Annotated in this window: 9 protein-coding genes and 1 pseudogene; 4 read left to right on the top strand and 6 right to left on the bottom strand. The window is 63.3% G+C overall.

Annotation, left to right across the window (positions count from 1 at the left end):
• Window positions 1-15 precede the first annotated feature (15 nt).
• The 3 genes from VOI27_RS17595 (at window position 16) to VOI27_RS17605 (ending at window position 4,310) form a co-directional block, all read left to right on the top strand.
• Window positions 16-972, top strand: a complete 957-nt coding sequence (locus tag VOI27_RS17595; protein ID WP_323766918.1) for a helix-turn-helix domain-containing protein — start codon at window positions 16-18, stop codon at window positions 970-972.
• Between the two features lie 124 nt (window positions 973-1,096).
• Entirely contained in the window at window positions 1,097-2,500 is a 1,404-nt protein-coding gene (locus VOI27_RS17600; protein ID WP_323766920.1) for an aldehyde dehydrogenase family protein, read from the top strand.
• Window positions 2,501-2,588: 88 nt separating this feature from the next.
• Window positions 2,589-4,310 carry an AMP-binding protein gene (locus VOI27_RS17605; RefSeq protein WP_323766922.1) on the top strand — a complete coding sequence of 574 codons (1,722 nt, stop codon included), beginning with the start codon at window positions 2,589-2,591 and terminating at the stop codon, window positions 4,308-4,310.
• Window positions 4,311-4,449: 139 nt separating this feature from the next.
• On the opposite strand, the pseudogene VOI27_RS17610 reads toward VOI27_RS17605, so the two are convergent.
• The 5 genes and pseudogenes from VOI27_RS17610 to VOI27_RS17630 all read right to left on the bottom strand — a co-directional run.
• Window positions 4,450-4,551, bottom strand: a pseudogene (locus tag VOI27_RS17610) (transposase domain-containing protein); the annotation flags it as partial.
• Window positions 4,552-5,094: 543 nt separating this feature from the next.
• Window positions 5,095-6,516, bottom strand: a complete 1,422-nt coding sequence (locus VOI27_RS17615) for an FAD-binding oxidoreductase (protein ID WP_323766924.1) — start codon at window positions 6,514-6,516, stop codon at window positions 5,095-5,097.
• A gap of 326 nt (window positions 6,517-6,842) precedes the next feature.
• Window positions 6,843-7,799 carry a tripartite tricarboxylate transporter substrate-binding protein gene (locus VOI27_RS17620; protein ID WP_323766926.1) on the bottom strand — a complete coding sequence of 319 codons (957 nt, stop codon included), beginning with the start codon at window positions 7,797-7,799 and terminating at the stop codon, window positions 6,843-6,845.
• A 25-nt stretch (window positions 7,800-7,824) separates the two neighbouring features.
• The gene (locus VOI27_RS17625) at window positions 7,825-8,898 is read right to left on the bottom strand and encodes a GlxA family transcriptional regulator (RefSeq protein ID WP_323766928.1); all 1,074 of its coding nucleotides are present in this window, start codon (window positions 8,896-8,898) and stop codon (window positions 7,825-7,827) included.
• A gap of 61 nt (window positions 8,899-8,959) precedes the next feature.
• Window positions 8,960-10,312 (bottom strand): aminomethyl transferase family protein, encoded by a 1,353-nt coding sequence (locus tag VOI27_RS17630; protein WP_323766930.1) that lies wholly within the window; start codon window positions 10,310-10,312, stop codon window positions 8,960-8,962.
• Between the two features lie 64 nt (window positions 10,313-10,376).
• Between VOI27_RS17630 and VOI27_RS17635 the strand changes: the two genes are divergently transcribed.
• Entirely contained in the window at window positions 10,377-11,168 is a 792-nt protein-coding gene (locus VOI27_RS17635; protein WP_323766932.1) for a helix-turn-helix transcriptional regulator, read from the top strand.
• A gap of 260 nt (window positions 11,169-11,428) precedes the next feature.
• Here VOI27_RS17635 and VOI27_RS17640 read toward each other — a convergent pair whose 3' ends face one another.
• Window positions 11,429-12,358, bottom strand: coding sequence for a LysR family transcriptional regulator (locus tag VOI27_RS17640; protein WP_323766934.1), 930 nt, complete (start codon window positions 12,356-12,358; stop codon window positions 11,429-11,431).
• Between the last annotated feature and the right edge of the window lie 109 nt (window positions 12,359-12,467).

The following is a 12,467-nucleotide window of genomic DNA, read 5'->3' on the forward strand; positions in this document are numbered from 1 at the left end:
GTAGGGAGGCGCGAGATGTCGGGATTTTTGGCACATGTGGAACAGGTAGAAACCGCCGTCTCGTCCGCATCGGCCGCGGCGCGCTCTCGGGTGGCGGCATCCTGGCGACGCTCAAGGGTCCTGCACGGGCTTGACCCGGCCGAGCGTCGCAGCATTGCCCAGCTGGAAGAGGCGGCATTCGCGGCACGGATGGAGCAGTTCGCGGTACTCCAGCAGCATGCCGCCATCGAAATGGACCGTTTGTTCAAGCTGGTCGGCCAATCCGGCAGCGGGCTCTTCCTCGCTGACCGGGAGGGGATCGTGATCGATCGCAGGTGCCATGGGGGAGATGAGGACGCCTTCGATACCATCGGGCTGAGACCGGGCGCGATTTGCGCCGAGACCCACGAAGGCACCAACGGACTTGGAACGACGCTTGCTGAAGAGCGCCCCATCATCATTCACCGCGGCGATCATTTTTACGCCAAGAACCTGGAGTTCACCTGCATCGGCGCGCCCTTGTTCGGCAGCTGGGGGGAACTTGTCGGGGTTCTGGATTTAAGCACCGCCAGGAGAGACCATCATTCGAGTTCGAACCTGCTGCTGGCCTCCGCCGTCGTTCAGTCTTCGAAACGCATCGAGGCCGCCTTGTTCCGCGACTGCTTTCACAGCCAGCGCATTGTCGTCATCGATCTGGCTGATCAGGACGACCTGGCTCTCCTGGCGATAGATAAGGACGATTTTGTCGTCGGAGCCACCCGCGCGGCCCGTCTGTCACTGGGATGGGGCCTTGGCAGGCCGGTCGTCGCCAGACCGGCTGCGGATATCCTCGGGCAGCCTGAAGGCGGGCGTGACTTCTCTGAGGTTCGGCGCGCCGCAATCCTGCGCGCCCTCAATCGCGCGTCGGGCAACGTCTCGCAGGCAGCGCGCCAGTTGGGAATGGGGCGGGCCACCCTCTATACCCACATGAAGACGCTCGGCATTCGAAAATGACGTTCAGGAAGTGTCTCGAAACGAGACACTGACGACGGTGAAAGCGCCGTCGCAGGGTGATGGGCGGTGCGGATTTCAGTATTCTAACTTCAGGCGCGTTCCTGTTTGCGCCAAGGGAGGAACTATGGATTATCAGATGCTTATCGACGGCCAGCTTGTGTCCGGCACCCGGATGCTCGACGTGCTAAACCCGGCAACGGAAGAGGTTTTCGCCCGCGTGCCCCATGCCAGCGAGGCGCAGCTTGACGCCGCTGTGGCGGCCGCTGCCAAGGCGCAGAAACTCTGGGCGACAACCAAGATGGCCGAGCGCCGGGAAAAGATCGAAGCGTTGGCTGCAGCGATCAGCGCGGAGGCGCCAGACCTGGCGCGGCTGATCACCATGGAACAGGGCAAGCCATTGCCGGAGGCCGCCGGCGAAGTCGACTGGAGCATTGGCTACCTGTCTCATACGGCGACGCTTTCCCTGCCGGACCGCGTCATTCAGGATGACGCTGAGTTTCTCATCGAAACGCGGCACAAACCGCTTGGCGTCGTCGGCGGGATCGTGGCTTGGAACTTTCCGCTGCTGCTGTGCTGCTGGAAAATTGGTCCGGCGCTGATGGCGGGCAATTCCATTGTCTTGAAGCCGGCGCCGACCACGCCTGTGACGGCGCTGAAGCTCGCCGAAATTTGCCAGAAGGTCTTGCCGGCTGGTCTCGTGAACATCATCACCGACAACAACGACCTTGGCCCCAGGATGTCGACCCATCCGGGGATCTCCAAGATCGGTTTCACCGGGTCGAGCGAGACCGGCAAGAAGATCATGGCGAGCGCTGCCAACTCGATGAAGCGCGTCACCCTTGAAATGGGCGGCAACGATCCTGCCATCGTGCTGCCGGACGTGGACGTCAAGGACACCGCGCAGAAGGTCTTTGGCGGCGCGTTTCTGAATGCCGGACAGGTCTGTCTGGCCGTCAAACGGGCCTATGTGCATCAGGACATCTACGAGGATTTCTGTGCCGAACTGACCGCGATCGCGGACCAGGCGGTGGTCGGCGACGGCTTGATGCAGGGAACCACTATCGGGCCGGTGCAGAACCAGGCACAGTTCGAAAAAGTCAAAGGTTACCTGGAGGACGCCCGCAGCTCTGGCCGTATCATTGCTGGTGGCACGGCTGTTGGCGACAAGGGCTACTTCATCCAGCCCACCATCGTGCGCGACGTGACCGATGGTCAGAAAATCGTCGACGAAGAGCAATTCGGCCCGATTCTGCCGGTCATCTCGTTTGCCGACATCGACGATGTGGTCACGCGTGCCAACGCCTCGGACTACGGGCTGGGCGGATCGGTCCATACTGCGGACGTGGACAAGGGCATCGAGATTGCAGGCCGCATCGAAAGTGGTACGATCTGGGTGAATCAGCAGCTCAACATTGGACCACATATTCCGATGGCGGGCTTCAAGGGCTCGGGGCTCGGTGTGGAGCAATCGGTCGAGGGACTGGCCGAATACACCCAGATGCAAGTCATCAACGTCGCGCGCGCCTGACGACAGGGCGAGCCGGAATCAATGCCCGTGCCGCCTCGGGGCGCAATGTTTCCGGCTCACCCGCAAAGCATGATAAGTGGAGACCGCAATGTCGCATAGATTGCCCATCAAAGACCATTCACATGTCGTCGGCGCCACCGATACACCCTTGCTGAACCTGACGGTTCCCCAGGTTCTGCGTCGAACGGCCAGTGCGCACGCCGAGCGTGAAGCGGCGGTCTTTGTCGAACAGGGGGTGCGCTGGACCTATGCCGAGCTTGATCGAGAAGTCGACAGGCTCGCCGGCGGCCTGCTGGAAATCGGGGTCCGAACCGGCGACTGCGTCGGTATCTGGTCGCCGAACCGCTATGAATGGCTGCTGACGCAATTTGCAACCGCCCGGATCGGTGCGATCCTCGTGACCGTGAACCCGGCCTATCGCATCTACGAGCTGGAATACGCGCTCAACAAGGTCGGTTGCAGCACCTTGGTCACGGCGCGAGCGTTCAAAAGTTCTGACTACGTGGGCATGCTGACCGAGCTCTGCCCCGAACTGGCCTCGGCAGAACCGGGACGGCTGTGTGCGACCCGCGTTCCGGACCTGCGTCGCATCGTGGTAATGGACGACGACGTGCCACCCGGCATGCTGGGGTTTGACGCGGTGCGGGCGCTCGGTGACAGTGTCGAACCCGCGAGGCTTGACTCGGCGACCGCCCTGCTGGATCCGTCTGATGCGATCAACATCCAGTTTACCTCCGGCACCACCGGCAGTCCCAAGGGCGCCTGTCTGACCCACTACAATATCGTCAACAACGCCAACAACGTGACCGCGACGATGCGGCTGACCGAACAGGACCGCCTTTGCATTCCGGTGCCATTCTATCACTGCTTCGGCATGGTGATGGGGTCACTGGGCTGCGTGACCAAAGGCGCTACCTTGGTCGTCCCGGGCGAGGCGTTTGACGCGGCAAGCACGCTTGCGGCCGTTTCGCAGGAACGGTGTACCGCACTCTATGGCGTGCCGACGATGTTCGTGACCGAACTGGCGCATCCAGAGTTCGAAACCTACGATCTGAGCCACTTGCGGACAGGCATCATGGCCGGTGCGTCCTGTCCAATCGAGGTGATGAAGAAGGTCGAGGCGAAGATGAACATGACGGAAGTGACCATCGCCTACGGGATGACGGAAACTTCGCCGGTCTCCTTTCAGTCCGACATCGATGATCCTCTGGACAAGAGGGTCAGCACGGTGGGGCGAGTGCATCCTCACGTGGAATGCAAAGTGGTCGGCCCTGACGGGCAGACGATGCCGATCGGCACGCAAGGAGAGCTCTGGACCCGCGGCTATTCCGTGATGAAGGGCTATTGGAACGACGCGCAGAAGACCCGCGATGCCATCGTGGACGGGTGGATGCAGACCGGCGATCTGGCGGTCATCGATGCGGAGGGCTACTGCGACATTACCGGGCGCGTGAAGGACATGATCCTGCGCGGTGGGGAAAACATCTATCCGCGCGAAATCGAGGACTTTCTCTTCACGCATCCGAAAATCGCCCAGGCACAGGTGTTCGGCCTGCCTGACGACACATTGGGAGAGGTCGTCTGTGCCTGGGTCGTGGCAGGCAAAGGCCATGATCTGACGGAAGAGGATGTGCGCTCCTACTGCAAGGAAAGGATCGCTCACTTCAAGGTGCCCGCCCACATTCGCATCCGGGAGAGCCTGCCAATGACGGTGACTGGCAAACCGCAGAAATTCCTGATGCGAGACTCAATGGAGGCAGAGCTTGCCCTCAAGCAGGGCCAGGCCCGGGGAACACGCGCAGCTGGGTGAGCATCGCTTCATCAGGTTGTCAAGTGCCCCGTATCGCTCGAGTGCGCAGGTGCTCCCGATACCACAAGGCGCAACGTGTGATCTCTGCGCCCGACCTGCATGGGTCGTCGGGAAGCGGCGTCTGGACGGCACCGGGCTTTCAGCTTGACGGCTTGCAGTTCCAGGGGAGGAGTTCATCAAGTCGGCCGGACGGGTGTCCTGCAGCGATGGCTTCAAGGCTGGCATTGAGGTAGGCAAAGGATTCGAACGTATGAGCGACATTTTAACCGCGGTTCCTATTCCTTCCGAGGGTAGGGGCGTCTGCCCATCTCTTCCACCATCTTCTCACGGAACACCTCTGCCGGCGTCTCCCATCAGAGCCATTTTCTCGGCGTCGCGTTGAGGCGGTCGCAGATCATTTTCAGTTCATTATCCATAGACCGGCAGTGGTTGCGGAGCAAACCATGAGGGAGAAACCGCCTTGATATCGCGGTTGCGGGACAACCATCGTCGAGCACGCCGGTTGGTGTTTTCGACCGTGCCCTTCTGCCAGAGCGCGGAGGGATCGCGAAACCACGTCTGGGTGCGCATCTCGGCCTGCGGATGCGGCCAGCTGACGAACTCGGTGCTACGGTCGAAGGTGATGGATTTCCGTGCCAGGTGCGGCACGAGGCGGATGGGGGCGTAGGGCCAGGAACCTCCGTGAGCCTGCCCCGGTAATCCCACAATGCATACGGGGGACCTCACGGGGGACCTAAAGGCCGTTCACGCGTTTGATCTGACCGGGACTTTGTGAAAAAGCAGTTCACTCGTCGGCAAACAACACACCGGGGTTGAGAGTGCCGTTCGGGTCGATGCCCCGCTTGATGGCCGCCATCATGCCCAGTTGCGCCGGGTCCTTGCGGGCTTCGAGTGTTCCGACCTTGCCGCGTCCGACCCCGTGCTCAGCGCTGAACGATCCGCCAAACGCAACCAATAAGTCGGTCAGATCGCGCACAAAGCCTGTCACGTCGAGGTCGCCCCAGACCCGACCCTCTGCCGCGACAACGGCGTAATGCACGTTGCCATCGCCCAAGTGCGCCACCAGCATCGGGCGAAGCTGTGCGGCCTGCGCGATCTCTGCCGCCGTGTCCAGAAATCCAGCGACTTTGGAGAGTGGCAGCGCCGCGTCGAGCGACAGGAACGGACCGTTCGCCTGAATCGTTTCCAGCACCGCTTCGCGGAGCGTCCAGAGGTCAATGCGCTGTTGTTCGGAGGTGGCAAAGAAGCCGTCGATCACGACGGCCCTTTCCATCAGGTCTTCGACAACGCCCAGCATCAGGCTGTCAAGATGCACCGCCCCGTCGCTGTCGGTTGCGGCATCCTCGGGCCGGGTCGAGACCAATTCGACCAGAACCCCTGTCTCGGCGGGCGTGTCCAGCGGCTCGCGGAGTCCGGGGTTCGTTGCGATGATGGCCCCTACCATCTCGCGCGGCAGCCATTCAAAGGCTTCGACCAGCCCGCCTGACCCCTCTTGCATCCTGTTCAGCACCTCGAGCGTCGCCTCCATGTTCGCGAGCGCAAGGAATGCGGTCGAGCGGACCTTCGGCGACGGAACGAGTTTCAGCACCGCGCCGGTGATGATGCCAAGCGTGCCTTCCGAGCCGATCAGCAGGTTCTTCAGGTCATACCCGGTGTTGTCCTTCCTCAGACCGGTCAGCCCGTGGACGATCTCACCCGAAGGCAGCACCGCCTCGATCCCGAGACAGAGGTCGCGGGCATTGCCATGGCGCAGCACATTCGCGCCCCCGGCATTGGTCGCAAGGGCGCCGCCGATCATCGCCGAGCCGCGGGCGCCGAACATCAGCGGGTAGTCGAGGTCGTGCGCGGCGACGGCCTCCTGCAGCGTCTGGATCACCACACCGGCATCGACCGTCGCGGTCCGGGCCAAGACGTCGATCTCGCGGATCCTGTTCAGGCGCCCGAGCGAAAGGAGCACGCCGTCGTCGCGCGCGGGCACGCTGCCGCCGGACACCGAGGTATTGCCGCCCTGGACCGTGACAGTCACCCCGAGTTCCCCGGCCAGGCGCAGGACAGCTGAAACTTCGGCAGTGCTGGACGGTCGCACCACCGCCGCCGCCCCGCCCGACCATTGCCCGGTCCAGTCCGTCAGGAAAGGTTTCGCGTCTCCCCCGGTCAGCACGTTGCTGTCACCGACGACGGCAGACAGACCCGTTAGCAGCGTCATTCGCATGTCCTCATTCAAACTCTGCGCCACAGGTCTCGCAGGGAGTCGAGAGCAGCTTTTCCACGCCTTGCCCATGGCTCGGCCAAACCTCGCCCTTGGCAAATCGAGGCTCTCACTCAGCCTTACACGTTGACCGGCCGCGGACGGCACGGGGAAACTGCCCGAGACAAGTATTATCGTCAACATTATTATTGCTAACGCAATATAATTGACGGGGCATGTCCTACTTGGCAAAGGCATCACCGCCGCCCAATATGACCGGCCACGGCAGGTGGATCACGGACCCACCTGCGGGTTCACGCCGATGCGAAAGGCAGATCGTCAAGTCATTCAGAACTGGCCCGCAAGAGTGTTTGGGCCTCCTCGGTCCGTTTGCGCAACATGTCATCCAGCGCACCCAGTTGCACGATCTCCGGACCCGAGAAAATGCGATCCGTCATCGCGTGAACCGGGCTCTCGGGGTCGGAGAGGATCTCGGCAATGTGGCTGGCATAGGTCTCGGCAATCTCATCGGGCAAACCGGACGGGCCGACGACGATGAAGCTGGCGCCGAGCGAGGTATAGGGAACGTTGAAGTCCGAAAGCAGCGGCGCCTCGGGCGAGGTCTTGAGGGGCCGGTCCTCGGCCGAGGCAAGGTTGACGATATCGCCGGATTTCACGCCCGCGGCCTGAATGCCCGCAGCCCAGGCCATGTCGAGATCTCCGGCCACCACGGCATTGAGCGCATCGCGCCCGCCTTTGACCATTACGGGAGTAAATTCGACGTCGTTGCCCTGCCCCAGAAGATAGGTCGCATCGGCCGTCTGCTGGTTCAGCACCCCGATGGTGATCCTTTGACCGGCCTTGGCGGCCTCGATCACGTCGGCGAGGGTCTGCCAGTTCCGGTCGGTGCGGGCGACGATCCCCATCTGGCTGCCGGTCAGGGTCGACAGAAAAGTAAAGTCGTCGCGCGAAAGCGACCTGTCCCGGGCCGCTTCCATGTCATAGGAAAAGGTGTTGGTGGTGGAAATCCCGATGGCCAGACCGTCCGCCGGTTGCTCTGCCAGCTTTGTCGCCACGGCCATCCCTCCGCGACCTTCGACGTTCTGGGGGATGATGTCCCAGCCGTGGCGTTCGCTCAGCTCCTGCGCAAGTATCCGGCCGAGCGTGTCAGCCCCGCCACCGGCACGAAAGCCGATCATGAAGGTCACCGGGCCGGGCGGGGTCCAGTCCTGGGCCGGGGCCGCGGTGGCGGCCATGCCCGCTGCCACCAAGGTCAGCGCCTTGATCCATTTGAGTGTCATGTCATGCTCCTCCTGTCAGACTTGTTTATAGGGACGTGTCTCCGGTCCTCCCGAAACCGGAGGCGGCCGGAACGGGCTGGGGCGCCGTTTCGGCCAGGCGTCGTCGAAGCTCGCAAGGCGTAGCGCCATACCGCTGCTTGAGCTTGCGGCTCAGGTAGGCGCGGCTCCCGAACCCGGTCGCCAGGGCCACTTCGTGCAGGTCCAGGTCGGTCTGGGTGACCAGCTGATGTGCCGCGTCCAGCCGTATCCCGAGGTAGTGGCTGATCGGCGAAGTCCCGAGATGCCTGCGAAACAGGCGCTCCAGTTGACGCGCAGACATGGGGATATCTTCCAGGAGTTCGACCGAGGTCAACGGGTCTTCCATGTTGTCGATCATCCGGCCGATGACCACCTGCAGCACTTCGGGCAAGTGGCGGAGCTTCTCGCCGCGCGCCCCTGGCTGAGGACAGTCGGCGGTACGCGGGTGGCCGACCAAGAAGTGATCGCAGACGGACTGGGCGGCGGAGGGCGAGGCCTCGCGTCGGATCAGATCCAGGATCATGTCCAGCGCCGCCAGTTCGCCGGCGCAGGTGCCGGACCGGCCCGAATTGGTAAACAGGCCGGAGGTCAGCGAGATCTTGGGATGACATTCGCCAAAGGCGCGGGCCGATTTCCAGTGGATTGCCCCGGAGCCACCGTCGAGCAAACCCGCCTCGGCCAGAAGCGTATTGGCCCCACCGACGCCAACCAGCCGGGTGCCGGTTCTTGCGGCGCGCCGGATCAGCGGCAGAGCGGCCAGCGCGTGATGCTGGGCCACCTCGGGGCCGCCACAGAGGATCAGCAGTTTCGGCGCACGCCCCGCCTTCACCGCGTCCAGAAGGCCCGGGCTGTCGCCGTCACAGAAGAACTCTTGTCCGGCCCGGGCGCAGACCCGCCGGCGCGACAGCCCGAAGGTGCGGCACGAAAGCGCCTGCTCGCTGTCCTGCACGTAAGCAAGAGGGTCGAGGATCGCAGCAAGGCTCAGCAGGGAGAAGCCCGGCAAAACCAGAACGGCGATGGGCGGCATGGCCCCATGGCGCGTCGCAACGGGGGCGGGTGCGGGAAAGGAGATCGCGTTCATTGGCTGTCCTTTCGAAATGCGGCCAGCGCAGGGCCATCCGGGATGGCCCTGCGCTGGTTCGTCAGTCGCGTTTGATCGGTTGAGGGTCGACCGTCACGCGGATCTCTTTCTGGACGTGGCGTTCAACCGAGGTCTTGCCCGAGCCGCCGTCAGGTTCACCCCAGACAAGGCGCAACTCCACCCCGTCGCTTGCCTGATCCACCTCTACCGCGCCCAGCGAAATCCAGGCCCGGTCGATCTCGGAATAGACCGGGTAATAGGAGACCCCGACCTCGCGGCCGTCGGACAGAAGCCGGTCGGTCAACGAGGTGGCGTAGTTGCCCAACGGCATCTCGAGATGCTTGTAACGGTCGCCGTCGCCAAGGCCGCTGCGGAAGATATCGAGCACGTCCTCGGCATTCCAGACCAGCCGCACCTTCTTCATCTTCTGGCGACCGGACATCGCCTCGAGCGCGGCGCGCCCGATGAATTCATGGTCGAACTTGATCATGAACCCGTAGCCCAGGTCATAGGGCGTCCGGTAGTGATCCTCGATCCGGCCACTGGCGACGCTGCCGCCGACGGACTGGTTGCCCTCCATCGATTGCGCGGGAAGCCATTCGCGGTAGGCGCGCATCGCGTCCCCGGTATAGACCGCAGGAAGCCGCGAGCCCGTCCAGCCCGAGACCGTGGCAGTCACGGGATAGATGCGCCCGCCGATCTGCGCGATTTCATAGGGCGCGCCCGCCTCGAGGATCAGCGCCTTGACCTCTTCGCCCACGTCCGAGGGCCCCCAGAATTCATAGCCCGGCGCGCCGGTCATGCGGTGATTGAGCGCGACCACCTCATGCGGACCGATGTTGAACCGGCCCATCTTGAAGAACCCGATATCGGGCAGCGGGCCGCCATTGAGCTTTTCGAGGATCTTGTCGGCATTCGGCCCCTGCACCTGGTAGCGAAAGCGGCGGCGCTCAGAGAGATCGGGGGACGGGCGGTCGACATGTTCGACCGTGACGTCGTAATCGCCTGTCTCGGCGTGGAACCGCACCCAGTTCGAGGCTGCGGGCTTGCCCACGAGGCTGACCTTGTCCTCCTCTTCGCAAAACAGCACCACGTCGCCGATGTAATAGCCGTCGTAATTGCAGACGACGTATTGCTTGGCCTGCATGGGGCCGAACCCCTTGAAGGAATTGATCCCGAGATCCGACAGAAGGCGGATGACATCGGGGCCTTCGAGGAAGACGTCGGTCATGTGGTGCGACATGTTCTGGAAGATGGCCGATTTCTTCCAGGCGGCCTGTTCGTCGATCCAGTTGGTGAACTCCGGTTGAACCGGAAATTTGAACTTGCGGCCTGCGTTGTCGTACAGCATCGACCAGACGTCACCGTGTTCGTCGATCTTGTCCTGCAGGGTATATGTGGCTTGGTCTTTCAAGGTGTGCTCCTCCTGTCCTTTCCAATTGACTACCACGCCCGGTATGGGCACTTCTGTCATCCAGATGGATGACGCAGGTGACTTCGAGGATCTCGACTACTCCGGCGCGGCCGCGCTCGCGGCCGCGGCAACCACGGCCGATTTCTCGCGCGCTGTGCTGGACTATGTCCGTCGGGCCGCGAAGTTCAGGAACTTCGGCGCGTTCTTCTTTCCCGACATCCGCCGGGGCGACCCGGTCCTGTCGATCTGGTCGGGCAGCATCAGCGACTACTGGTTCCGCCGCAATGCCGTCAGCCTGCTGAACGACCCCGACCACGTGACGTCGCTGCGCCGCCAGATCAGGCAGGCCCCTGAGGGGGGCGCCCGGATTCAAACCTTCATTCCCGCGCCGAACGATCCGCGTTATGCACAATACGCCCGCTCGAAACTGTTTGGTCGGGTCTCCGTGTCCTCTTGCTCGGGGCGCACAGGGCTGCATTGCTTCTTCCTGCGCAGCAACGCCGACGGCGCCTTTTCCGAGGCGGAGCGGCAGCGTATGCGCGAGGTCCTGCCGGTTGCGCATACGCTCATAGCCCTCCGCCACCGCATTGTCGGGACCGAGGCGGTCCGATACATGCCTGGCCACACCGCCACCAGTCTGCGGGACCGGGGGGTCACGGGGTTCGCCCGGCTGTCGGCGCGCGAGGCCGAGGTCTGTGACCTGATCGCGCTCGGCCTGTCGACGCGGCTGTCGGCCGAACGGATCGGGGTGAGCGAGAACTCCGTGAGGACGCTGCGCCAGCGCGCCTATCGGAAGCTGGGGGTCACCTCGTCCGGCGAAGTTTCGGCCATCATCCTGAAGAACGCACCGGTCTAAGATGAGCCTGACGTCAGGTGTGTCGGGCTCCGGGTCGCAGCACCCTCCGAAAATCTGCGACGGCGGATCCCTTCACGCATACGGTTTGGTTGCTGCCACGACGCTGCGCGCGGCGTGCCGATCCGCCGCGTGAAAGTTTCGTGTCTGTTTACAGACCTGCCTCACTCTTTGGCGTCGTCAACCGTGAGGCGGCGGATCGCCAGCTTGCTTTGCGCGTAGGCGCAGGCCTTCATAGGTCCGGTGCTTGGGTCTCGGCACCCTCAGACCCGCACCGGTCTGCCCGAGAGCTTGCCCGCCGCGACCAGCGATTGCACCTCGGTCACGATGATGTCGTGCACCACCCTGACGGCAGGGGACAGGTCCCGCCCGGGTCGGTGACAGAGCGAATGCACCCGTGACACGCCGGGCTCGGTGACCAGCCGCGCGGTGACTTGGCCTGCCGCGATCCGGCCCAGCCAATGGGTGATCGGCACGATGCTGGCCACCATGCCGCGCTCGACCATGGCGTCGATCACGTTAATGCTGCCGGTCTGGTATTTCACGTTCAGCGTCACGCCGATGCTGCCCGCGGCCTCCTCAATCCTGCGGCGAAGGTCGTGGCTGCGGAACGGCAGGACAAGCGGCAGCTCGGCCGCCTCCGTCAGGCGGATCGGACGGGCAGGGTCGCGCGGCGTGGCCTTGGTGAGGAAGTAAAAGCTCTCCTCGAACAGCGGACGCGAGCGGAGCTGCGGAAACTCCGTCGCGGCGTTCGGCATGACGGCCAGGTCGGCCTCTTCGTTCAGCAGCGCCTGTCCGGCGCGTTCCGACGGGAAATCGACGATGTGCAGCGAGATGCCGGGGTATTCCTGCTCCAGCCGGGGGTAGAGTTCGGTCGCCAGCGTCGGCGCGAGCGACGAGATCACCGCCACCACCACCTTGCCGGTCACGTCCTCCTCCTCGGTGCGGATCGCCTGGCGGATGGCCTCCATCCGGCGGATCAGCTCGGCGGCCTCCTGCCGCAGCTTCTCGCCGGGACGTGTCAGCGTCACCCCTCGCGAATGCCGGTCGAACAGTTGCACGTCGAGTTCATGTTCCAGCTGCGCCATCTGCTTGCTCAACGCCGGTTGCGCGATGCCCAGCTCGCGGGCGGCGCCCGACATGGTGCCGTGGCGACAGATGGCGAGGAACTGTTTCAGGAGGCGAGGGCGCATCGTCTCGGTATAACCATAATTACATACCTAACATAAGGAACTAATATTTCCGTGTCTATGTAACCTGATCTACACTCGCTGCATTCGACACTGTCGAACCTTGGGAGGT

Source organism: Marinovum sp. (assembly GCF_034669705.1).
Classification (GTDB): Bacteria; Pseudomonadota; Alphaproteobacteria; order Rhodobacterales; family Rhodobacteraceae; genus Marinovum.

Bases quoted from the DNA above. Each gene is read 5' to 3' on its own strand.
- VOI27_RS17595 (WP_323766918.1), top strand. From the start codon at position 16: ATGTCGGGATTTTTGGCACATGTGGAACAGGTAGAAACCGCCGTCTCG.
- VOI27_RS17600 (WP_323766920.1), top strand. From the start codon at position 1,097: ATGGATTATCAGATGCTTATCGACGGCCAGCTTGTGTCCGGCACCCGG.
- VOI27_RS17605 (WP_323766922.1), top strand. From the start codon at position 2,589: ATGTCGCATAGATTGCCCATCAAAGACCATTCACATGTCGTCGGCGCC.
- VOI27_RS17615 (WP_323766924.1), bottom strand. From the start codon at position 6,516: ATGACGCTGCTAACGGGTCTGTCTGCCGTCGTCGGTGACAGCAACGTG.
- VOI27_RS17620 (WP_323766926.1), bottom strand. From the start codon at position 7,799: ATGACACTCAAATGGATCAAGGCGCTGACCTTGGTGGCAGCGGGCATG.
- VOI27_RS17625 (WP_323766928.1), bottom strand. From the start codon at position 8,898: ATGAACGCGATCTCCTTTCCCGCACCCGCCCCCGTTGCGACGCGCCAT.
- VOI27_RS17635 (WP_323766932.1), top strand. From the start codon at position 10,377: ATGGATGACGCAGGTGACTTCGAGGATCTCGACTACTCCGGCGCGGCC.
- VOI27_RS17640 (WP_323766934.1), bottom strand. From the start codon at position 12,358: ATGCGCCCTCGCCTCCTGAAACAGTTCCTCGCCATCTGTCGCCACGGC.